The organism is Janthinobacterium sp. 61 (genome assembly GCF_002846335.1).
Lineage (GTDB): Bacteria > Pseudomonadota > Gammaproteobacteria > Burkholderiales > Burkholderiaceae_D > Janthinobacterium.
Genome location: NZ_PJMQ01000001.1, coordinates 4,054,945 through 4,078,147 on the forward strand (window position 1 = coordinate 4,054,945; position 23,203 = coordinate 4,078,147).

At 61.3% G+C, this 23,203-nt stretch carries 20 protein-coding genes; 3 read left to right on the plus strand and 17 right to left on the minus strand.

All coding sequences use genetic code 11. From position 1 onward, the window contains the following. Positions 1-13: 13 nt before the first annotated feature. The 12 genes from CLU92_RS18450 to CLU92_RS18500 all read right to left on the minus strand — a co-directional run bounded on the left by CLU92_RS18450 (position 14) and on the right by CLU92_RS18500 (position 11,903). The gene (locus CLU92_RS18450) at positions 14-412 is read right to left on the minus strand and encodes a transposase (RefSeq protein ID WP_257561120.1); all 399 of its coding nucleotides are present in this window, start codon (positions 410-412) and stop codon (positions 14-16) included. A 335-nt stretch (positions 413-747) separates the two neighbouring features. Beyond that, the gene (locus CLU92_RS28325) at positions 748-873 is read right to left on the minus strand and encodes a hypothetical protein (protein ID WP_256608852.1); all 126 of its coding nucleotides are present in this window, start codon (positions 871-873) and stop codon (positions 748-750) included. Then, the gene (locus tag CLU92_RS18455) at positions 873-2,087 is read right to left on the minus strand and encodes an MFS transporter (RefSeq protein WP_101483082.1); all 1,215 of its coding nucleotides are present in this window, start codon (positions 2,085-2,087) and stop codon (positions 873-875) included. Before CLU92_RS18455 ends, CLU92_RS28325 begins: the two co-directional genes overlap by 1 nt. A gap of 12 nt (positions 2,088-2,099) precedes the next feature. Next, complete coding sequence (locus CLU92_RS18460) at positions 2,100-3,089, minus strand: Gfo/Idh/MocA family protein (RefSeq protein WP_101483083.1); 990 nt, start codon at positions 3,087-3,089, stop codon at positions 2,100-2,102. A gap of 1 nt (position 3,090) precedes the next feature. Continuing rightward, the gene (locus tag CLU92_RS18465) at positions 3,091-3,909 is read right to left on the minus strand and encodes a DUF3025 domain-containing protein (RefSeq protein ID WP_101483084.1); all 819 of its coding nucleotides are present in this window, start codon (positions 3,907-3,909) and stop codon (positions 3,091-3,093) included. A 7-nt stretch (positions 3,910-3,916) separates the two neighbouring features. Continuing rightward, positions 3,917-4,969, minus strand: a complete 1,053-nt coding sequence (pyrC, locus tag CLU92_RS18470; RefSeq protein ID WP_101483085.1) for a dihydroorotase — start codon at positions 4,967-4,969, stop codon at positions 3,917-3,919. Positions 4,970-5,120: 151 nt separating this feature from the next. Then, a complete protein-coding gene (locus CLU92_RS18475; protein WP_257561121.1) occupies positions 5,121-6,569 on the minus strand; it encodes an amidohydrolase family protein in 1,449 nt (482 codons plus the stop codon). A 39-nt stretch (positions 6,570-6,608) separates the two neighbouring features. Then, on the minus strand, positions 6,609-7,334 hold the full coding sequence (locus tag CLU92_RS18480; RefSeq protein WP_101483087.1) for an amino acid ABC transporter ATP-binding protein: 726 nt from the start codon (positions 7,332-7,334) through the stop codon (positions 6,609-6,611). 19 nt (positions 7,335-7,353) lie between these two features. Next, positions 7,354-8,046, minus strand: coding sequence for an amino acid ABC transporter permease (locus CLU92_RS18485; protein WP_099761845.1), 693 nt, complete (start codon positions 8,044-8,046; stop codon positions 7,354-7,356). A 1-nt stretch (position 8,047) separates the two neighbouring features. After that, a complete protein-coding gene (locus CLU92_RS18490; protein WP_101484769.1) occupies positions 8,048-8,797 on the minus strand; it encodes an amino acid ABC transporter permease in 750 nt (249 codons plus the stop codon). 96 nt (positions 8,798-8,893) lie between these two features. Next, complete coding sequence (locus CLU92_RS18495; protein ID WP_101483088.1) at positions 8,894-9,850, minus strand: amino acid ABC transporter substrate-binding protein; 957 nt, start codon at positions 9,848-9,850, stop codon at positions 8,894-8,896. Between the two features lie 196 nt (positions 9,851-10,046). Continuing rightward, on the minus strand, positions 10,047-11,903 hold the full coding sequence (locus CLU92_RS18500; RefSeq protein ID WP_101484770.1) for an ABC transporter ATP-binding protein/permease: 1,857 nt from the start codon (positions 11,901-11,903) through the stop codon (positions 10,047-10,049). A gap of 136 nt (positions 11,904-12,039) precedes the next feature. On the opposite strand from CLU92_RS18500, the gene CLU92_RS18505 reads away from it, so the two are divergent. Beyond that, a complete protein-coding gene (locus CLU92_RS18505; RefSeq protein ID WP_226938791.1) occupies positions 12,040-12,405 on the plus strand; it encodes an acyl-CoA thioesterase in 366 nt (121 codons plus the stop codon). A gap of 9 nt (positions 12,406-12,414) precedes the next feature. Beyond that, on the plus strand, positions 12,415-14,004 hold the full coding sequence (locus CLU92_RS18510) for an alkaline phosphatase (RefSeq protein WP_101483090.1): 1,590 nt from the start codon (positions 12,415-12,417) through the stop codon (positions 14,002-14,004). A gap of 3 nt (positions 14,005-14,007) precedes the next feature. On the opposite strand, the gene CLU92_RS18515 is transcribed toward CLU92_RS18510, so the two are convergent. From CLU92_RS18515 to CLU92_RS18530, 4 genes are all read right to left on the minus strand, one after another. Beyond that, positions 14,008-15,690 (minus strand): long-chain-fatty-acid--CoA ligase, encoded by a 1,683-nt coding sequence (locus tag CLU92_RS18515; protein ID WP_101483091.1) that lies wholly within the window; start codon positions 15,688-15,690, stop codon positions 14,008-14,010. 55 nt (positions 15,691-15,745) lie between these two features. Beyond that, the gene (locus CLU92_RS18520; RefSeq protein WP_101483092.1) at positions 15,746-17,428 is read right to left on the minus strand and encodes a long-chain fatty acid--CoA ligase; all 1,683 of its coding nucleotides are present in this window, start codon (positions 17,426-17,428) and stop codon (positions 15,746-15,748) included. Positions 17,429-17,704: 276 nt separating this feature from the next. After that, positions 17,705-18,760 carry an aminopeptidase gene (locus CLU92_RS18525; RefSeq protein ID WP_101483093.1) on the minus strand — a complete coding sequence of 352 codons (1,056 nt, stop codon included), beginning with the start codon at positions 18,758-18,760 and terminating at the stop codon, positions 17,705-17,707. A gap of 2 nt (positions 18,761-18,762) precedes the next feature. Beyond that, positions 18,763-20,838 (minus strand): molybdopterin-dependent oxidoreductase, encoded by a 2,076-nt coding sequence (locus CLU92_RS18530; RefSeq protein ID WP_101483094.1) that lies wholly within the window; start codon positions 20,836-20,838, stop codon positions 18,763-18,765. 206 nt (positions 20,839-21,044) lie between these two features. Between CLU92_RS18530 and CLU92_RS18535 the strand changes: the two genes are divergently transcribed. Continuing rightward, the gene (locus CLU92_RS18535; RefSeq protein ID WP_101483095.1) at positions 21,045-22,238 is read left to right on the plus strand and encodes a M20 aminoacylase family protein; all 1,194 of its coding nucleotides are present in this window, start codon (positions 21,045-21,047) and stop codon (positions 22,236-22,238) included. Position 22,239: 1 nt separating this feature from the next. Here the strand turns inward: CLU92_RS18535 and CLU92_RS18540 are convergent, their stop codons facing one another. Then, positions 22,240-23,142, minus strand: a complete 903-nt coding sequence (locus CLU92_RS18540; RefSeq protein WP_373918310.1) for an NAD(P)-dependent oxidoreductase — start codon at positions 23,140-23,142, stop codon at positions 22,240-22,242. Positions 23,143-23,203 lie beyond the last annotated feature (61 nt).

Below are 23,203 nucleotides of genomic sequence, written 5' to 3' on the forward strand. Positions count from 1 at the left end.
TTGTTAGCGCTCCTCACTCCCGCCCAACACACTCAATCGCCACACCGTCCCCGCCCCAATCCTCTGCACACAAGCCGTACTTTACATACTGGTGAAAACTGGAATACGGCCAATCGATAACTTTGCCCACTAAACCATGTTTGACAGGGTTGTAATGGATGTAATCGACATGGTTGGCGAAGTCGCGCTCGTCGCGCAAGACATGCTCCCAATACCGCTGCTGCCAGATATTTTTAAGATCGCTATGCTTGCTGAACCACGTCTTGATCAAGCGCCAGCGCGTCATGAAATCGGCATCGCCTTCAGGCAAAGTCCAGATGCAGTGCAGATGGTCAGGTAGGATGACGATAGCGTCGATAGCGAATGACCTTTTATGGCGCACGGCGCTGAATGAGCCACGCAGCAAGTCCACGGCTGTTGCCGACGAAAAAATGGGTCGGCGATGAGCCGTCACCACCGTGAAGAAAAAGCTTCCACCTGGCTGGAATGCGCGTCGGTATCGCATGGTTTCAGGGTGTTGTCGGATTACGGCCTGCGGCCCAGACGCCGTCGGTACTGTTTGTTTTCGGGTGTTGCCGGATTACGGCCAATGGCCCAGACGCCGTCGGTACTGTTTGTTTTCGGGTGTTGTCGGATTACGGCCTGCGGCCTAATCCGACCTACGCGAATACGCTGACGGCAGGTCGGGTAGGTCGGATTAGCGTAGCGTAATCCGACTTTTCGCAAACCACCTTGCGCCCGCGCAGTCTACATGCACATCCAGAAGCGGTTCGCCAGGTCGAGCATGAAGTCGGGTCGCAAATAGGCCAGGAAGACAATGGCCAGCAGCGCGGCGCCAGCCAGGCGCCATAACCATGTGCGCCAGCTCCCCATTACGCGGCCACCGCCACGCGCTTGACGGCGCGCTCGTCGATGGGCAAGTTGATCAGCGCGGCCAGCAAGCCCAGGCCGATGGTGATCATCCACACGACGTTGTAACTGCCCTGCCGCTCGTACAGATAGCCGCCCAGCCACGCGCCCAGGAAACTGCCCACTTGGTGCGAAAAGAACACCATCCCGGCCAGCATCGACAGGTGCTTCACGCCGAAGATGCCGGCGATGATACCGTTCGTCAGCGGCACGGTCGACAGCCACAGCACGCCCATGCCGGCGGCAAACAGGTACACCGACCACGCCGACAGGGGCGCCAGCAGGAATAGCGTGATGACCACGGCGCGCGTCACGTAGATGGCCGACAGCAGATAGCGCTTGGCGATTTTTCCACCGAGTTTGCCCGCGTAATAGGAGCCAACGATGTTGAACAGGCCGATCAGTGCCAGCGCCGTGACGGCGATGTTCGGATTCATCAGTCCCTGGTCCTTCAGGTAGGCCGGCAAATGCACGCCTATGAAGACCAGCTGGAAACCGCAGACAAAATACCCTGCCAGCAGCAGCCAGAACGAGCGGCTGGCGATGGCTTCGCTGAAGGCCGCGCCTATGCTTTGCTGCGGACCGCTGGCGTGCGACACGGGCGGCTCGCGCAGGTAGAAGGCCATCGGGATCATGGCCAGCAGCACCAGCGCAGCCAGCACATAAAAGGCGTTTTGCCAGCCCACGGCGGAGATGAGCTGCTGCTCGACCGGCATCATGAGGAACTGGCCGAACGAGCCGGCCGCCGAGGAGATGCCGAAGGCCCACGAGCGCTGCTCGGGCGGCGCGCTGCGGCCAATGATGCCGCTGATGGCGCCAAAGGCCGTGCAGGCCAGCGCCAGGCCGATGAAGACGCCGGAACCGGCGATGAACAGCGTGGGCTGCGTCACGAGCGCCATCCACACCAGGCCCGCCATGTAGCTGATGGCGCCGACGATGACGACGCGCATGGTGCCGAAGCGGTCGGCCGCCATGCCGGCGAACGGGCCAAAGACGCCCCACATCAGGTTTTGCATGGCCAGCGCCAACGAATACGTTTCGCGCGTCCAGCCATTGGCTTGCGAGATCGGCTGCATCCAGAAGCCCAGGCCATGGCGCACGCCCATCGCCAGGGTCAGGACGACGCCGCTGGCGATCAGAACGGTTTTCAGGCTGGGACGGGAAGAGTGCAATGTCATGGAGATTCCGGCCTAGGCCTGGTCGGCACGGTACACGAGGCCGATCTGGCCGCGCATGGTGTCAAGGTTGTGCATCAGCGCCACGCTGTCGGCGTGCGGCATGACGGGGCTTTCCAGCATGCCGGCGCGGATGCAGCGCATCGCTTCGATCGCCTCGTGCGCATAGCCATTGCCCAGATGTGGCGCGGCGACGACGCGGCGTTCGCCATCCATTGATTCGACGATCAGGTGGTCGGGTTTGTAAAAACGGCTGGGCAGGCGAATCCGTCCCATACTCCCGGCAATGGTCATTTCCGTCGGCGTCTGCGCGCGCAGGCTGCAGGCGCAGGACGAGGTGCCGCCGCCTGCGTGCAGCAGCGAAAACACCACCTGTTCATCGACGCCGGTGGCGCCCATTTCAGCGAGCGCCTGCACCTGCGATACCGGGCCGAGGAAAAACGCCGCCATTGACAGCGGATAGATGCCCACGTCGAGCAGCGCGCCGCCCCCCAGTTCCCGATTGAACATGCGGTGCTCGGGCGGGAAATTGGCGACAAAGCCGATATCGGCCTGCACTTGCTGCAGCACGCCGATTTCACCGCTGGCGATGATGCGCTGCGCTTCCTGCACAGCGGGCAGGAAGCGGCTCCACATGGCTTCCATCAGGAACAGTTTTTTCTCACGCGCCAGGTCGACTACAGCCTGCGCTTCGCGCGCGTTCATGGTGAACGGTTTTTCGCAGACGACATGCTTGCCGGCAGCCAGGCACATCAAAGCATTTTCCGCATGCAAGGTGTGCGGCGTGGCAATGTAGATCACGTCCACATCGGGGTCTTCAGCCAGCGCCTGGTAGGATCCATGGCAACGCTCGATGCCGAATTCGGCGCCGAAGGTCTGCGCGCCTGCGGCGCTGCGCGAGGCGACCGCCACCAGCTGCGCGCCGGGCGCGTCGCGCAAGCCATTGGCCATTGCGCGGGCGATCTTGCCGGTGCCGAGTATGCCCCAACGGACGGTGTTTTCCATGCTATTGATCTCTTTCTGCGCCAGCTGTCTTGCGCTTCGGGCGGAACACCGCCGTGTCATTGTAAAAATCGTCATCCTGGTCCTCGCACCAGCCGGGCAAGCCAAGCACGGGCAGCGGCGTGAAGTCGGCTGTCGTCAAGCCATCACTGGCCAGGTCTTGCGCCACCCGTTCGTCGAGCCAGGTGCGCCGTGCCGCATCATCGAGTGTGAAGTAGGCGTCGCTGGCAAAGATCACGCGCGTGTGCGCCGTGATGGCCTTGCGCGGCGCCACCAGTTTTTCCATCAGCGCGTGGCCAAACAGCCAGACTTCGGCGTCGCCACCGGCGCCAAACTTGTCGCGCTGCGCGATAAAAGCGCTGCGCCAGTCGTGTCCGCGCAAGGCTGCTTCCAGCGCGCGTCCAGCATCGCTGTCGCGCAGCACCAGCAAGGCGGAATTTTCGTCAAAGATCGTGGCGCCGTCGCGTGCCGGCCCGCGCGATTTGCCGACGCCGGACAGGGCGATCTGCGCCGCCTGCAGCGCGTTCAGCTGCCGCTTGATGCAGGGGAAGGTGAGCCACACGAGCGCGTTGAAAAAATCGTGCAGATTGTCGCGCGTGGGCACGCCGCCCGTCGCGCCGATGAACTCCTCGTACGCCACGCCTTCGGGCAAGTCCGCTTGCGGCACGAAGGCCAGCGGCAGGCCGGACGGATTGCGCAGGTCCAGCGCCCGCGCCCGCCGGTTGAGCGCCTGGACCACCGTGTCGCGCTGCAGGTCCAGCTGCCGTCGCGCCGGCAGCACCGTGGCAAACCAGGGACGGGTCCAGTCTATCGATGGCAGCATGGAACGCTTAGACCATTTTCCAGTTGATCTGCTCGCCCGCGTTGAGCGGAATGACATGGCTGTCACCCAGTGGCAGCGAGGCTGGCAAGGTCCAGCTTTCGCGCTTCAAGGTGATGGTGTCCGTGTTGCGCGGCACGCCGTAGAAGGCCGGACCATGGAAGCTGGCAAACGCTTCGAGCTTGTCGAGCGCGCCGGCGCGTTCGAACGCTTCGGCGTACATTTCCATCGCGTGCAGGGCCGTGTAGCAACCGGCGCAGCCGCAGGCCATTTCCTTGGCGCCTTGCGCGTGCGGCGCCGAATCGGTACCGAGGAAGAAGCGCTCGTCGCCGCTGGCGGCGGCCGTCATCAGCGCCAAACGGTGCTCTTCGCGCTTGAGGATGGGCAGGCAGTAGTAATGGGGGCGGATGCCGCCCTTGAAAATCTCGTTGCGGTTGTACAGCAAATGATGCGCCGTAATGGTGGCGGCGATCGGGCCTTCCGCTTCGGCCACGTACTGCGCCGCATCCTTGGTCGTGATGTGCTCAAACACCACGGACAGGGCCGGGAAGGCGCTGCGCAGCGGGCGCATCACGCGTTCGATGAAGACGGCTTCACGGTCGAAAATGTCGATCTCCGGATCTGTCACTTCGCCATGCACGAGGAAGGGCATGCCCACTTCCTGCATCACTTCGAGCACCTTGTAGCAGTTCTTCAAATCAGTCACGCCCAGGTCGGAATTCGTCGTGGCGCCGGCCGGATACAATTTGACGGCCTGCACGATGCCGCTGTCCTGCGCGCGGCGGATTTCGTCGGGCGAGGTGTTGTTCGTCAGGTACAGCACCATCAGCGGATCGAAGTTCACGCCTTCGGGCACGGCAGCCAGGATGCGCTCGCGGTAGGCGCTAGCGTCCGCCGTGGTGGTGACGGGCGGTTTCAGGTTCGGCATGACGATGGCGCGGCCGAACTGGCGCGCGCTGTGCGGCAGCACACTGGCCATGACGGCGCCGTCGCGCAGGTGCAAATGCCAGTCGTCAGGACGGGTAATGGTAATGGATGCGGGGGTGTGATCGAGTGTGGACATGGCGGCTGCTCTCAGGCGGTCATTGCGGATACCGCCATTTTACCAGCCACAGGGCCGTCCCGCCGGCCCGGAGAGGCAGTGCACACCAGCTGCCGGACGACAAAACGGCCAGTGTGCACTGGCCGTTTTCAATATCAGGAGTACACGCGAATCAGGACGCGGCAGGCGCAAGCTCTTGTTTCGCCACCCAGGCACGGATTTCGGCGAGCATCCGGTCCAGCGCGGCGCGGTCATACACGTGGCCACGGCTAACCACCAGGCGGATCTGGCGCGTGGCGCCAATGTCCTGCAGTGGGTTGGCGTCGAGCACCAGCAAATCGGCCGCCTTGCCGGCCGCCACGCTGCCGTAGCGGCCCAGCTTGCCCAGGAAGCGGGGCCCGTTGATGACGGCCGACTGCAAGGCTTGCTGCGGTGTCAGGCCGTACTGCACGTACAGGCCGATTTCATCGTGCAAGGCCTGGCCCGGATAGTCGAAGGAATTCAAAAATCCCGCATCGGTGCCGGCGATGATGCTCACGCCCTGCTGCTGCAAAATGGGCAGCAGCTTTGCCGACTGCTCGAACTGCGCATGGCGCTGGACGATCGCATCCGGGCCATCCTTGGCGGCGCGCTGCACGCGCCAGTCGTAGGTGGCGCGCAAGCCCTTGCCGATATATTGCAGGGCCGGATCGTGCGTGTGGTCTTCGCGGTCCAGGTAGGCCGTCACGCGCGAGCCCCAGAGGGTCGGCACGATGGCCGTGCCGCGGGCGGCCAGGTAGCTGAAGGCCTTGCGCGCCGTCGGCTCGTCGTAGCTCTGCAAGCTCTCGCGCATGGCGTCCTTGCCCGTCATCGCGCCGGTAGCCACCTTGTCCGTCAGCTCCTGTTCGCGCGGCGTGGTGGCGCGCAGCAAGTACGATTGATGCTCAATGGTGCCCAGGCCCGCATCGGCCATCTGCTCCAGGGTCAGCTGCACAGGGATATGGCCCGAGGTGCGCATGCCCCGTTCGCGCGCCTGGCGCAGCGCTTCCAGGTACAGCTCCGGCTTCAGCGTGTTTTCCGTGATCTTCACAAAGTCCACTTGCTGCGCCTGCAGGCCGTCGAGCGCGCGCGTGACTTCCTGCGGCGTACCTACTTCGATGGTGCCCTTCCACAGCGGCTTGATGCCCTCGAGCTTCGCGCCGGAAGTAAAGATCGTCGGGCCTTGCAGCTGGCCCGCGTTGATTTGCTGGCGCCAGGCCAGTACCGTGTCGGGCAAGTCGCCCGAGCAGTCGCGCACCGTGGTGATGCCATGCGCCAGGTACAAAGGCAGCAACTGCTTGTTCTCGTCAATCAGCTCTGGGCCGCCGCCAAAATGCACATGCGTGTCCCACAGCCCCGGCATCAGGTATTTGCCGGGCAGGCGGATGGTCTGCTTCGGCGCGTAGTTGCGCAACTGCGCGTCATTGATGACGGCGACGATACTGTCGCCCTTGAGCAGCACGGTCTTGCCCTTGACGGTGTGGCCGGCGGCAACGTCGATCAGGGTAGCGTCGCGCAGGGCGATGTCGACGGCGATCCTGTCAGCCGCGTGGGCATGGACCAGCATGCCCAGCGCCAGCATCGCGCCGGCTAATTGTTTCATGAGAGGCATTGGCACTCAACTTCAAAAAAATAGCGGGAATTAATGGATGATCTTGGCGAGGAAGTCGCGCGCTCGGTCCGATCGCGTCGTGTTGAAGAAATCATCCTTGCTGCAATCCTCGATGATCTTGCCCTGGTCCATGAAGACGATGCGGTTGGCCACACGCTTTGCAAAGCCCATTTCGTGGGTGACGACCATCATCGTCATGCCTTCCTGCGCCAGGCCCACCATCACGTCGAGCACCTCGTTGATCATTTCCGGGTCGAGCGCCGAAGTGGGCTCGTCAAACAGCATGGCGATCGGGTCCATCGACAGCGCCCGGGCGATGGCCACGCGCTGCTGCTGGCCGCCAGACAGCTGGCCCGGGAATTTATCCTGCTGCGACAGCAGGCCCACGCGGTCCAGGTATTTCAAGCCCTTGGCATTGGCTTCGTCGGCACTGCGACCGAGCACCTTGATCTGTCCGATGGTCAGGTTTTCGCGGATGGACAGGTGTGGAAACAGCTCGAAATTCTGGAACACCATGCCGATGCGCGCGCGCAGTTTTGACAGATTCGTCTTCGGGTCGTTGACGCTGATGCCGTCGACGATAATCTGCCCCTGCTGTATCGGTTCGAGGCCGTTGACGGTCTTGATCAGGGTCGACTTGCCAGAGCCGGACGGGCCGCAAATGACCATCACGTCGCCCTTGGCGACCTCGGTGGTGCAGTCGGTCAGTACCTGGAACTGGCCATACCATTTGCTGACGTTATTGAGTTCAATCATCTTGTTCTTTCTTTTTCAGTTAGCGAATGATGGCGACGCGTTTCTGCAGGCGTTTTACCAGGAACGACAAGGCATAGCACAGCACGAAATACACGACGGCCACAAACACATACATTTCCACCAGGCGGCCGTCGCGCTGCGCGATTTTCGAGGCGGCACCGACGAAATCGGGAATCGACAGCACGTACACAAGCGACACGTCCTGGAACAGCACGATGGTTTGCGTCAGCAGCACGGGGATCATGTTGCGGAAGGCCTGCGGCAGCACGATGCTGCCCATGGTTTGCCGGTAGTTCATGCCCAGCGCCTGGCCAGCCCATACCTGGCCACGTGGAATCGACTGTATGCCACTGCGCATGATCTCGCAATAGTAGGCCGCCTCGAACATGATGAAGGTGATCAATGCGGAAGAAAACGCGCCCACTTTCACGGGTTCGTTCGCGCCGATGACCCAGGCAGCGATGTACGGCACCAGAAAGTAGAACCAGAAGATCACCAGCACCAGCGGGATCGAGCGTATCAGGTTGACGTAGCTTGATGCCACGCCCGAGATGAGGCGGTTGCTGGACAGGCGCATCAGCGCCAGCAGTGTGCCCAGCACGATGCCGCCCACCATGGCCAGCGCCGTCAGTTTCAGGGTGAAGACCATACCTGTCTGGAACAGGTAAACCCACGAGCGGGAGATGACATCGAAGTCGAAGTTGCCCAACATATCAGTGTCCTCCCGTCTTGGCGCCGGCGACGATGAAGCCCGGGATGGCGACCTTTTTTTCGATCAGGTGCATCAGCACCACCACCAGCAAATTGACGACGACGTAGATGATGGTGGCGGCCGAAAACGCCTCGAACACCTGGAAGGAAAACTCCTGGATGGCGCGCGCGCTGGCCGTCAGTTCGATCAGGCCAATGGTCAGCGCCACGGAACTGTTCTTGATGATGTTCAGAAATTCACTGGTCAGCGGCGGCATGATGACGCGCGCGGCCATCGGCAGCAAGATGAAACGGTAGGTTTGCGGCAGGGTCAGGCCCAGCGCGGTGCCAGCCAGTTTCTGCCCGCGCGGCAGCGCCTCGATACCCGTCGTCACCTGCACGGCCACGCGGGAGGAGGTGAAGAATCCCAGGCACAAAACTGCCGTGACGAATGGTGCATTCGGCAGCGACTTGACCCAGGCGCCCAGGTCCGGCGGCAGCAGTTCCGGCATGACGAAATACCACAGGAACATCTGCACCAGCAGCGGCACGTTGCGGAACAATTCAACGTATGCATTGGCCGCGCCCACCAGCCATTTGTTCGGCAGGGTGCGGACGGTGCCGATCACCAGGCCCAGGATCAGGGCCATGATCCAGGCCGCGCCGGCCGTGGCCAGGGTCCACACCAGGCCGGACCACAGGGTATCCATATACGTGCCCACGCCATCGGGGGACATCTCCCAGAAGATGCGCCAATTCCAGTTGTAATTCATGATCATCCTTCCCATGCAGCTCAAGGAAAGCGGCCAGCCGCCCACCCCGCAAATGAAGCGGGAGGCTTGCGCCCCCCGATTTGTTACGCACTCTTGTTACTTTTTCCGTTTGTCCGAGGTCTTCTGTGCTTCGGGCACGGCCGCATACGCAGCCGGGTCACCGGAGTCGGTAGGATTCATGAACACGGCCTTCAATTGCGGCGGCATGGGGAATTTCAGGTTGATGTTTTTCGGCGGGATCGGCGAGGTAAACCATTTCGCATAAATGCGGTTGATGTCATCGCTCTTGTACAGGCGAATCAGCGCTTCGTCGACCACTTTCTTGAAGGCAGGATCGCCCTTGCGCAGCATGATGCCGTACGGTTCGACCGACAGCGCTTCTTTGGTGATTTCGTAGTCGTTCGGGTTCTTCGAGTTGGCCACTTGCGACGCCAGCAGGATGTCGTCGTTGGCTTCAGCCACCGCGCGTCCCGTTTCCAGCATCAGGAACGATTCAGGATGATCCTTGCCGACGGCGATGGTCATGCCCAGGTTCTTTTCCTTGTTCAAAATCGTCATCTGCTTGATGGTCGACGTGCCGGCCGTGGCGACGAGAGTCTTGCCGCGCAAGTCTTCCAGGGTCTTGATGTTCGACGTTTTCTTCGACAGCACGCGGTTTCCGATGACAAACATGGTGGGCGCGAATGCCACCTGTTGCTGGCGCTCCAGGTTGTTCGTCGTCGAGCCACATTCGAGGTCGATGGTGCCGTTGGCCATCAGCGGAATGCGGTTGGCCGACGTGACGGGGCTCATCACCACTTTCAGTTCGCTCATGCCCAGGTGCTTTTGCAGGGCCGTGACGACTTTCATGCACAGGTCGATCGAATAGCCTTGGTATTGCTGCTTGTCATCGAGATAGGAGAAGGGAACGGAGCCGTCGCGCACACCGAGGGTGACGGAACCGGCTTTCTTGATCTTGGCCAAGGTGCCGGTCAATTCCTGGGCCTGGACTGGCGACATGCTGCTGATGACACCGACGCTAAGCAGCGTGGCGATGATTTTGGTCAATTTCATAAATTCTCCTGGACGGACAAACCGGACACAAAGCCGGACGAAACAACTGTGGTGCTAACGCCACCAATGGAATTAATTTTATTTCATTTTCAGCGCTCGACTAGCCGTTTTCTGCGATTGTCCGCAAATAGGCGCTATACGCGCGCCTGAATCAGCGCGCCTGTAGCATTTTTCCTACTGATTTCGCCCCGCCGATTTATTTTGCCGGCGCCAAGCCCTCCAGCGCGTCGCTCTCCTCCTCCTCATCATCATCCCTGTTCGCCTGCTGGCGTTGCCACATCTGCGCATACAGGCCATCGAGCACCAGCAATTGCGGATGCGTGCCCCGCTCGACGATGCGGCCATGGTCGAGCACCAGGATTTGCTGGGCGTCGGCCACCGTCGACAGGCGGTGCGCAATAACCAGCGTGCTGCGGTTTTTCGCAATTTCCTTTAACTGCGACTGGATCGCCTGTTCGGCCTTCGAATCGAGCGCCGAGGTGGCTTCATCGAAGATCAGGATGGCCGGGTCTTTCAGCAAGGTGCGGGCGATGGCCACGCGCTGCTTTTCGCCACCCGACAGTTTCAAGCCCCGTTCGCCCACCATGGAATTGTAGCCATCTGGCAAGCTTTCAATAAAATCATGGATCGATGCCGCTTTCGCCGCCGCCACGATGGCGTCCTTGCTGGCGCCCGGCTTGCCGTAGGCGATGTTGTATTCGATGGTGTCGTTGAACAGCACCGTGTCCTGCGGCACGATGCCGATGGCGGCGCGCAAGGAGTCCTGCGTGACTGTCCGCAAATCCTGGCCATCGATGGTGATGCTGCCGCCATCGACTTCATAAAAGCGGAACAGCAAACGCGACAGCGTCGACTTGCCCGAACCGCTATGTCCCACCACGGCCGTGGTGGTACCGGCGGGGATCTGGAAATCCACGTCGAACAGGATTTGCCGCTTGGCTTCATAGCTGAAATCCACATGCGAGAAACGCACCGCCGCGCCCCGCGTCACGAGCGGTTTGGCCTCTGGCGTATCGGCGATTTCGCGGTTTTCGTTCAGCAGGGAAAACAATCGTTCCATGTCGGCCAGGCTTTGCTTGATTTCGCGGTAGATGACCCCTAAAAAATTGAGGGGAATGTACAGTTGGATCATGAAGGCGTTCACCAGGACCAGGTCACCCAGAGTCATGCTGCCGTTGATCACCCCCACCGTGGCGCGCCAGAGAATTAACGTCACGGCCGTGGCGATGATCAGGGACTGGCCCGTATTGAGCAGGGACAGGGACGTTTGCGATTTAACGGCGGCTGATTCATAGCGCTGCAAGCCTTCGTCGTAGCGCTTCGCCTCGTAATCCTCGTTGCCGAAATATTTCACGGTTTCATAGTTGATCAGCGAATCGATGGCCTTGGTATTCGCCTTCGAGTCGAGGTCGTTCATGGTGCGGCGGAAATGCGTGCGCCAGTTCGTCACCAGCACGGTAAACGCGATGTACGACACGAGCGCGACGGCCGTGATCACGGTGAACCAGATGTCGTAATGCAAGACCAGATAGCCGAGCACCAGGGTGATTTCCACCAGGGTCGGCAAGATGTTGAACAAGGTATAGGAAATGAGCGAGCCGACGCTGCGCGTGCCCCGTTCGATATCGCGCGTCATGCCACCCGTCTGCCGGTTCAAGTGGAAGCGCAGCGACAGCGCATGCAGGTGGCGGAATACTTGCAGGGCGATGGTGCGCACGGCGCGCTGCGTGACCCGGGCGAACAGGAATTCGCGCAGCTCCGTAAACAAGGTGGTCGACAGGCGCAGCAAGCCGTAGGCTACCAGCAAGCCGACCGGCAGCACCAGCAGCGCTTGCGGGTGCGCCGCCGTGATCGTCATGGCGTCGACGAGTTTTTTCAGGATCAGAGGCACGCCCACGTTGGCCAGCTTGGCGCCCACCAGGCACAGCAGCGCCAGCAGTACCCGCCATTTGTAGACCCACAAATACGGCAGCAAGGTCTTGATGGTGGCAAAATCGCTGTGGCTGGCGGAAGCTGGCGAGTGGGGCGGAGGGGGAGTCTGGGAACGGCGCATGGCGAAGGTCGGCTTTTTATGGTTCAATCTGGGCAATTGTAGCCTTTCATGAGAATAAAAGATGAGCACCTCCCCCGACCACCCCGACAACTGCCTCGCCTCCGGTCTGCCCGCCGGAAAAATGCCGGAACTGCGCATGATGCCCGCGCCGTCCGACGCCAATGTGTACGGCGACGTCTTCGGCGGCTGGATCATGGCGCAAGTCGATATCGCTGGCTCGCTGCCAGCCACGCGGCGCGCCAACGGCCGCGTCGCCACCATCGCCGTCAATTCCTTCGTCTTCAAAAATCCCGTGTTCGTCGGCGATCTGCTGTCTTTCTACGCCGAAATAGTCAAGGTTGGCAATACCTCGATCACTGTCAATGTCGAGGTGTATGCCGAACGCAACCGCCTGCAGGCATGCATCGTGAAAGTCACGGAAGCGACCCTGATCTACGTGGCGACGGACTCCGACCGCAAGCCGCGCAAGGTGCCGCCCATCGAGACCCTGCTGTCGCAATAATTCCACACTATGGATAGTCAGCGCCGCATCTTTCTGCAGAGCGCTGCGCGCATCACGGCACTGGCTGCCGCTGGCAGCGTGCTGTCACGTTCCGGTGCGAGCGCCGCCACGCGCCTCAATGGCACAGGCTATCCGTTTGCGCTCGGTGTCGCTTCCGGCTCGCCCTTGCCCGACGCCGTCGTGCTGTGGACGCGCATCTGCTACGACCCGCTGCACGCGGCCGCCACGCCCGCCATTGCCCTGACCGTACGCTGGGAAGTGGCCGAAGACGAGGCTTTTCGGCGCATCGCCGCCAAGGGCCAGGCCACGGCCATGCCCTCACTCGCGCACAGTGTGCACGTCGACGTGGCAGGCCTGGCGCCCGGGCGCTGGTACTGGTACCGCTTTATGTTTGGCGACGCCGTCAGCCCCATGGGCCGTACGCGCGCTGCACCCGCCGCCGATGACCTTCCCGCCTCGCTGAAGCTGGCCGTGGCCTCATGCCAGCACTGGGAATTCGGCGCGTATGCGGCGCACCGGCACATTGCCGCAGCCGCGCCCGACCTGGTGGCCTTCCTCGGCGACTACATCTATGAATGGGGGCCATACCAGCTGCAGCACCCGGGCCGCGCCTTGCGCACGCACGAAAGCTTTACCCTGGACGACTACCGCGCCCGCTACGCACAATACAAGAGCGACCGCGACTTGCAGGGCGCGCACCTGGCCGCGCCATGGATCGTCACCTGGGATGATCATGAAGTGGCCAACGATTACGGCAACGACCGGGACGAATTGCTCACGCCCACCTTTTTGCAGCGCCGCGCGGCCGCCTACCAGGCGTTTTATGAACACATGCCGCTGCGCCTGCTGCCGCTGGGACGACGGGGCTTTGTCGACATGCGCATCTACCAGCGCTACGACTGGGGCCGGCTGGCGCGCTTCCACGTACTGGACGACCGGCAATACCGCGCCTATCACGCGTGCGCCAGGCCGGGCCGCGGCGGGTCCAATTCCGTCACCACGCGTAATTGCCCCGACTTGCTGAAACCGGAACGCACCATGCTGGGCGAGGAGCAGCAGCGCTGGCTGCAAGCAGGGCTCGATAATTCTCCCGCGCGCTGGAACATCCTGACCCAGCAAACCCTGATGGCGCAATCTAGCCAGGTGCCCATCCTGCGGCCCGGCGACGAGCGCATCTGGACCGATGGCTGGGATGGCTATCCCATGGCGCGCCAGCACCTGCTCGACTCCCTGCGCAGCAGCAAGGCAAGCAACCCGCTGGTGCTGTCGGGCGACGTGCACACGTTTTATGCCACGGAACTGAGCCGCAACGCCATGCGCCCCACCGGCAGGGATAATCCCGTGCTGGCCACGGAGTTTTGCGGGACATCCATCACGTCGAGTTCCCGCCCGCAGGCGCGCACGGACCAGTACGTGGCGATGAACCCGCACATCCGCTACGGACGCAGCGACAAGCGCGGCTATATGTTGATGGAGATCACGCCAGAGAAAACCACGACCCTGTTCCAGGGCCTGGAGAATGTGCGCGACAGCGCTTCTACCATCGCGACACTGGCCAGCTTTACCGTCCGGGACGGCAAGGCTGGCTTGCAAAGTTAAAGCCTAGGCAACCTTCTTTTCGTCGCGCAATTGACGGCGCAAGATCTTGCCGACATTGGTCTTCGGCAATTCATCGCGGAACTCGATGTATTTCGGTTTCTTGTAAGCCGTCAATTCGTGCTTGCAATGCTCACGGATCTGTTCCACCGTCAGGTTCGGATCCTTGCGCACGACAAACACTTTCACGGCTTCGCCCGAGTTGGCGTCCGGCACGCCGATGCAGGCGCATTCGAGCACGCCCGGGCACGACGAAACAACGTCTTCCACTTCATTCGGATACACGTTGAAGCCGGACACGATGATCATGTCTTTCTTGCGGTCGACGATCTTCACGTAGCCGCGCTCGTCCATGACACCCACGTCGCCCGTCTTGAAGTAGCCATCCGCCGTCATCGACTTGGCCGTTTCGTCCGGACGCTGCCAGTAGCCGGCCATCACTTGCGGGCCGCGCACGGCGATCTCGCCAGGCTCGCCCAGCGGCACTTCCACGCCGTCATCGTTCAAAATGGCCACTTCCGTCGAGGGGAAAGGCAAGCCGATGGTACCCGTGAATTCCGTGATATCGACGCGGTTGCCCGTCACCACGGGCGATGTTTCCGACATGCCATAGCCTTCGATCAGCGGGCAGCCCGTCAGTTTCAGCCAGCGTTCGGCCACATTGCGCTGCAAGGCCATGCCGCCGCCATTGCATACCTTGTAGCTGGAGAAATCAAGCTTGGCAAACTCGGCATTATTCAGCAGCGCGTTATACAAGGTATTCACGGCCGGGAAAACGACGATCTTGTGCTTGGCCAATTCCTTGACGAAACCGGGGATGTCGCGCGGGTTGGGAATCAGCACGCTCATGCCGCCCAGGCGCATGCCCATCAGGGCGCTGACCGTCAGCGAATAGATGTGATACAGGGGCAAGGCGCACATGAAGCCCATCGAGGTGGCACGCATTGCAGGCGTCATCACGGGCGACATCCACGCCTCGTTTTGCAGCACGTTGGCGATCACGTTACGGTGCAACAACATCGCGCCTTTCGACACACCCGTCGTACCACCCGTGTATTGCAGGAAGACGATATCGTCATGCCCCTGCTGCACGGGCTGCAAGGTCAGGCGAGCGCCTTCGGCCAGCATCTTGTTGAAACTGATGGCGCCCGGCAAGGAAAACGCGGGCACCATTTTCTTGATCTTGCGCACGACGAAGTTGACGATGGCGCCCTTCAAGCCACCGAGCAAGTCGCCCATGGTGGCGACGATCACATGCTTGACCTGGGTATGCGGCAGCACCTGTTCCACCGTGGTGGCAAAGTTTTCCAGCACGATGATTGCTTCGCTGCCCGAATCGATCAACTGGTGCTGCAATTCACGGGGCGTGTACAGCGGATTCACGTTGACCACCGTGTAACCGGCGCGCAAGATCGCCGCCATGGCGACCGGATACTGCAGCACGTTCGGCAGCATGATCGCCACGCGCGCGCCCGTCTTCAGGCCCTTGCTTTGCAGCCAGGCGCCCATCTGCAGCGACAGCTTGTCGAGCTCGCGGTAGGTAAGGAATTTATCCATGCACACGAAGGCGTTGCGGTCCGCATATTTCTGGAACGACTCTTCCAGCAAATGCGTGACGGAACGGTATTGCGTGCAATCAATCTCTGCGGGAACGCTGTCCGGGTACGACTTCAACCAAATCTTGTCCATCTCGCCTCATCTTTATCTGTAAAAGGGACGCGCCTCCAGGCGCATCCCACACTGTTTATGCTGCTATCTTCGTTTCGTCACGCAGGGCGCGACGCAAAATCTTGCCGACGTTGGTTTTCGGTAGTTCATCGCGGAACTCGATGTATTTCGGCCGCTTGTAGCCCGTGAATTGTTCCTTGCAATACGCGGCCAGCACTGCCTGAGTCAGGTTCGGGTCCTTGCGCACGACAAACACTTTCACTGCCTCGCCAGAATGCTCATCGGGCACCCCCACGCAGGCGCACTCGAGCACGCCAGGATGGGCCGCGATGACGGCTTCGACTTCGTTCGGATACACATTGAAGCCGGAGACGAGAATCATGTCTTTCTTGCGGTCCACGATCTTCACGTAGCCGCGCTCATCCATGATGCCCACGTCGCCCGACTTGAAGTAACCGTCCGGTGTCATGACCTTGGCCGTCTCGTCGGGGCGATTCCAGTAGCCCGTCATCACTTGCGGGCCACGGATGGCGATCTCGCCCGTCTGTCCCAGAGGTACTTCCTTGCCGTCATCGTCGAGGATGGCGATCTCGGTCGACGGAATCGGCAAGCCGATGGTGCCGGAGAATGCCGTGCTGTCGGCGCGGTTGCAGGTAGCGACAGGCGACGTTTCCGACAGGCCATAGCCTTCAATGATGGACACGCCCGTCGCCTGCAGCCACTTGTCGTTGACGGCTTGCTGCACCGCCATGCCGCCGCCATTGGCGATCTTCAAACCCGAGAAATCAAGCTTGGCAAAATCGGGGTGGTTGACAAGCGCGTTATACAGCGTATTGACCGCTGGAAGCAGGTTGAATTTGTACTTGCCCAGCTCCTTGATCAGGCCCGGGATATCGCGCGGATTCGGGATCAGGATATTCAGGGCGCCCACGCGCGTGCCCCACATCGCACATGCCGTCAGGGCAAAGATATGGTACAGCGGCAAGGCGCAGACGATGATCAGCTGCTCCTTGCTATTCTGGTCGAGCGCCGCGCCCGACCACGCTTCGCTCTGCAGCACGTTGGCAATCACATTGCGGTGGCTCAAGGTCGCGCCTTTCGACACGCCCGTCGTACCACCCGTGTATTGCAGGAAGGCAGCGTCATTGATGCTCAGCTCGACAGGCGTGAGTTTCATGCGGCTACCCAGCGCCAGCGCCTGCTTGAAACGCATGGCATTCGGCAAGGAATACGCGGGCACCATCTTCTTGACGTTGCGCACGACAAAATTGACGATCATGCCCTTCAAGCCACCCAGCATCTCGCCCATGCTGGCCACGATGATGTGCTTGACGGCTGTCTTGCCCAGCACTTGCTCGAGCGTATGGGCAAAGTTTTCCAGCACGATGATCGCTTCGCTGCCCGAATCGTTGAGCTGATGCTCGAGTTCGCGCGGCGTGTACAGCGGATTGACGTTGACCACCGTGTAGCCGGCACGCAGCACGGCAGCAATGGCGACCGGATACTGGAGCACGTTCGGCATCATCAGGGCAACCCTGGCGCCCTTCTTCAAGCCACGGCTTTGCAGCCAGGCGCCCAGCTGGCGCGAATAGGTGTCGAGTTCGGCATAGGTGAGAAATTTGTCCATGCAGACATAGGCATTGCGATCCGCATATTTTTGAAACGCTTCTTCCAGCAAATGCACCAGCGAACGATATTGATCAGGATCGATGTCGGCGGGGACGCCGGGAGGGTACGACTTCAGCCAAATTTTGTCCATCCTGTGCCTCTTGTCTCGAATAATCGTGGGGGAGCCGGCGCATCTTGCCGGCGCGGATCATTGCTGCGGATTCTGTTGTCCTGCAGTCAGTTTGAGCATTCTGACGAGCAATTGCTCTATGCTACTAATGCGATGCTATCGGTCGCCGCGCTTCCATGCAAGCGCTTTCAACAGTATTCGAGCGGCAACTCTAGGGGTATTTTATGCTGCAATGCAGCACGGCAAATACACTGTTGCAGGATCGTTTGCCCTGACGTGCGAGACAATCTTTACGGGTCACGGGCTGGACAATTGTTCCAGCGCATGCCTGCGCTCAGGCTTCTTGACTTGAGCCATTGTGTGCACTGCAGCATAAAAAGCACGAAAGTTCTTTTTTTCTTCCAGCAATTTTTTGAAGGCAGGCAGAAATTCATTGTAGGTGGACACGGAAGCCAGGTGCGCATTGCTCAATGGCTGCTCGAACCAGCGATCGTAACCGGCAAACCCACCCCAGTGTTGCTTGAGCACCTGATATGCTTCTTGCAATGCCGCAAACACCTGCGCCTTGCGCACACGCTTGTCCGCAGCGCTGGCGTCGCTCGCATACACGGCTTCCAGTTCACTCCGGTAACGCAGCAGCAAGGCCAGGAAATCCTGGCGCCGCGCCGCATACTGGGCGTATGACGCCCGCATCGCGTCATTGCCCTCGCGCGCCAGCCAGCGCTGCACGCCCGCCTCTTCCACGGCACTGGCAAACGACTCGTTGAAGGCGGAATCGCCGGGCACGTACACGACCTGGTGCGCCAGTTCATGGAAAATCAGGCGCGCCAGTTCCGCATCGTTGTAATTGATAAAGGTCGACAACAGGGGATCGTCGAACCAGCCCAGGGTGGAATACGCGGGCACGCCGCCAACCTGCACGTCGTAATGCTGGGCCCGCAGTTCGTCGGCATACGCGAACGCCTCCTCCTTGCTGTAATAGCCACGGTAATTCACGCAGCCGGCGATGGGGAAACACCATTGCAGCGGCTGCAGCGACAATTCCGGCGTGGCCACCACGTTCCACAGCACGAAGGGGCGCCGCAGAGAAGCGTAGTTCTTGTAACTGCCATTGTCTGGCAAGTCCAGCTCGCTGACGGCAAAGCGGCGGATCTGCTGCGCCCTGGCCAGGCGCACTTTCAGGCGCGGCTCGGTGGCCGGGTCGTCCAGCCAGTCACCGATGGGGCGCGCGCCGGACCACAGGGCATATTGCCCCTGCGCCGCTTGCGTGTAGTAGCGCAACTGCGTGCAGCCGCCCAGCAGCAGGCACACCGTGCCGGCAAGCAAGCGGGCCGGCCAGCGCAGCAGGGCCATGGTCAGCCAGCCTTTTCCACTTCGACCAGCGTATCGTAAAAGGTCGGCGCGCGGCCCATGTCCGTCAGGCGCTGGCTCGTCACTTCATTGGCGTTCTTGCCGTCGCTGGCGAGTTTCTTCCACCACACGGACAAGCCCACCACCAGGCCTTTTCTCGCCTTGTCGGTGATCCTGGCCTTGGCAACAAAACTGCCGCGGTCGTTGAAGATGCGCACCATGTCGCCGGCCACGATGCCGCGCGCGGCGCAATCGTCAGGGTGGATATCGAGGTGCGGCTCGCCCTCGGCCGCGCGCAGGCTTTTCACGTTGACGAAGGTGGAATTGAGGAAATTGCGCGCCGGCGGCGAAATCATGGCCAGTGGATAACGGGCCGCCAGTGCGGGATTGCTGGCCAGCGACTCGTGCGGTGCAATATAGGTCGGCAAAGGATCGAGTCCCGCCTGCGCCATGGCGCTGGAATAAAACTCGCACTTGCCCGATGGCGTGGGAAAGCCGCCCGTGGCGAACGGCGCCTCGGCCATGGCCAGCTTTTGCCAGCCCGTGCGTTTCAGCGATTCCCAGTCGAAATGTACGGCGCGCGCATCCGTCGCATCGAACGCCTTGGCCGCCAGCGCATCGTCGCTTTCCTGGAAGCACGGGTCGTCAAAGCCCATGTGCTGCGCCAGCAGGCGGAAGATTTCCGTATTCGCCTTCGCTTCGCCCAGCGGCGCCACGGCCGCATTGTTTGCCATCATGTACAGGTGGCCATAGGTAGAGTGCGCATCGACATGTTCCAGCTGCGTGGTGGCAGGCAGCACGATGTCGGCGTAATCGACGGTATCGGTCTGGAAGTGCTCGAGCACGACCGTAAACAAATCTTCGCGGGCAAAACCCTGCGCCACTTTCGAGGAATCGGGCGCCACCGCCAGGGGATTCGAGTTGTAGACGATCACGGCCTCCACTTGCGGGCCGAACTCGGGCGAGCTGGTTTTCAGCAGATCGTCGCCGATGGTGCTCATGTTGATCGTGCGCGGCGTGCCTTTGAGCAAATCAGGGCGCTGCAAGGCCTTGCGGTTGACGGGAAAGGAACCCGAGCTCGACAGCTGCATGCCGCCGGCCGGATAGCGCCAGGCGCCCGTCAGGGCCGGCAGGCAGGCGATGTTGCGCACGGCCATGCCTCCACCATGCACGCGTTGCACGCCGTAGTTGGTGCGGATGGCGGCGCCCTCGCCAGAACGGCACGCCTGACCGTACAGGCGTGCCAGTTCCACTACTTCCGTGGTGGTGATGCCGCACACCTCGGCTGCGCGCTCGGGCGGCCATTCCAGGGCGCGCTGTTTCAGGGCATCGTAGCCTACTGTGTAGCGTTCGATGTAATCATGATCGAGCCAGTCTTCAGCGATCAAGACATGCATCAAGCCCAGCGCCAGGGCCGCATCGGTGCCTGGCAGCAAGGCGATATGCTGGTGGCACTTTTCGGCCGTCAGCGAGCGGTAGGGATCGATGGCGATCAGGGTCGCGCCATTGCGCTTGGCCTCTTGCGCCCGCATCCAGAAGTGCAAGTTCGAGGCGATCGGGTTGCCGCCCCAGATGATGATCAATTTCGCGTTCTGGAATTGCTCCAGGTCCGTGCCGATGCTGGCGCCCACCGTGTAGCGGTAGCCCGTGGCGCCGGCCGAGGCGCAAATGGTACGGTCCAGCAAAGAAGCACCGAGCTGGTTGAAAAAGCGCGAAGACATCGATTCGCCCTGCACCAGGCCCATGGTGCCGCAGTAGCTGTACGGCAAGATCGCCTGTGGATCGCGCGCGGCGATCGGTTTCAAGCGGGCCGCGATGGTCTGCAGTGCTTCTTCCCAGCTGATGCGCTCGAACTTGCCTTCCCCCTTCTTGCCCACGCGGCGCAGCGGATGCAGCAGCCGGTCCGCATGGTAGGTGCGCTCCGTGAAGCGCGACACCTTCGTGCACAGCACGCCAGCCGTGGTCGGGTGGTCAGGATCGCCCTTGACAGCGGTGGCCACGCCATCGGTCACGGTGACCAGCAAGGCGCAGGTATCAGGGCAGTCGAGCGGGCAGGCGGCGCGCACTTGGGTGGTGGTCATGGTGCAATCCAAAAACGTTGGGGGAAGGCGATACTGTAAACCATTCCGCGCGCTTGCTGTTGGCGCCATGGCAAGCTGGTCCGTGCGCTGGATTTACCCGGCAAACAAGGGCTACAATGCATTATTAGCCGCGCCTGTTTTTGATCAAACAGCCGCGGTCCGGCGCGCCATACATTGCTGCGTGCCAGCATCCACAGGAGAGTTCCATGAAACTAGTTGATCCCATCTTGGCGTTTCAATCTGAGCTGCAAGGTATCCGCCGCGACCTGCACGCGCATCCCGAGCTGTGCTACGAAGAACAGCGCACCTCGGACGTGGTCGCCGCCAAACTGACGGAATGGGGCATTCCCGTGGTACGCGGGCTAGGCCGCACTGGCGTGGTCGGCATCATCCAGAATGGCACCTCGACACGCGCCATCGGCTTGCGCGCCGATATGGATGCCTTGCCCATGCAGGAAATGAATACCTTCGAGCATGCTTCACGCCACCCGGGCAAGATGCACGCCTGCGGTCATGACGGCCACACGGCCATGCTGCTGGGTGCCGCCCATTACCTGGCGCAGCACCGCCATTTCGACGGCACGGTCTACCTGGTCTTCCAGCCGGCAGAAGAAGGCGGCGCCGGCGCGCGCGAAATGATCGAAGACGGTTTGTTTACCCGTTTTCCCATGGATGCCATCTACGGCATGCACAACTGGCCAGGCGCTGAAACAGGCACCCTGAGCGTGGTGGAAGGCCCGATGATGGCGTCGAGCAATGAATTCCACGTCACCGTCAAGGGCAAGGGCGCGCATGCGGCCCAGCCCCACAAGGGCATCGATCCCGTGATGGTAGCCGTGCAGATCGCGCAAAGCTGGCAAACCGTCATTACGCGCAACAAGAGCCCGCTCGACACGGCCGTGCTGTCGATCACGCAAATCCATGCGGGCAGCGCCACCAATGTCATTCCCGATGACGCTAGCCTGGTCGGCACCGTGCGCACCTTCACCACGCCCGTGCTGGACCTGATCGAGGAGCGCATGCGCGAGATTGCCGTGCACACGGCCGCCGCTTTTGGCGCGGAAGTCGAGTTCCATTTCAAGCGCAACTATCCGCCGCTGGTCAACCACGCGAAGGAAACGGCGTTTGCCGTCGAAGTAATGAAAAGCGTGGTGGGCCCGGACAAGGTCAACGCGAACGTCGAACCGACCATGGGTGCGGAAGATTTCGCCTTTTTTCTGCAAGAAAAAGCCGGCTGCTACATCTTCATCGGCAATGGTGATGGCGAGCACCGCGATGGTGGCCACGGCCTTGGCCCCTGCGTCTTGCACAACGGTAGCTATGACTTCAACGACCATCTGCTGCCCATCGGCGCCAGTTTCTGGGTCAAGCTGGCTGAAGCGAGCCTGCCCGTCGCTTGAATCAGCTCAATTTATCCGGACCGGTGCCCAGGCGCTGGCCCGGATTCAACGCTTCCAGGGCCAGCAAGGCGGCCGCATGGTCGGCCGTCGGGTACGTTTTGGCAATGGTTTCATAGCGCTGCGTCACCAGTTGCGTCACCGGCAAGGTGACGCGCGCCGTCTCGGCTGCCGCGAGGATGTTGTGCATATCCTTGATCTGGCTTTTCACCTGCCCTCCGGCAACAAAGTTGCGTTCCAGCATGCGCAGGCCATGGGCCTCCAGAATCTTGCTCTCAGCAAAACCGCCACGGATGGCTGTGCGCACGGCGGCAGGGTCGGCGCCGGCAGCCTGTGCCAGCAACAGCGCTTCTGCCACGATGGTCAATGTTGCACCGACGATCAGTTGATTGCACAGTTTGGCAACTTGGCCACTGCTTGGCGGGCCCACCAGGGTCGGGCGCCCCATGGCTGACAGAATCGTTTCAATTCGTGCGTAATCGCTGGTATCGGCACCGGCCATGATGGCCAGGCTGCCCGCCTGCGCCCCGCCGACGCCGCCCGACACGGGTGCATCGATAAAGGCATGGCCTGCCGCCTGCAAGGTGGCATGAAATTGCTGGGCTTCCGATTGCTTGGTGGAACTCATATCGATCCAGAGCGCCCCTGCGCGCAAGGCCGGCAGCGCCTCTTGCAGCACCTGTGCCACGATGGGACCGGCTTCCAGCATCGAGATAACCACGTCCGCACCATAGACTGCCTCAGCCACTGAAATGGCTGGCTGCGCCCCTGCCGCACGCAGGACTTCGGCCTTACTGTGCGTGCGATTCCAAATTGTGACAGAATATCCAGCGCGTAGCAGGCACCGGACCATCGGATCCCCCATCAGACCGATACCGAGAAATGCGATTTTTGTAGAAAATGTCAATTGAACCCCTGATATTTACAAGTGGCTAGAGCGGCATGCAAAGCAAGGTGCCTGTACAAAC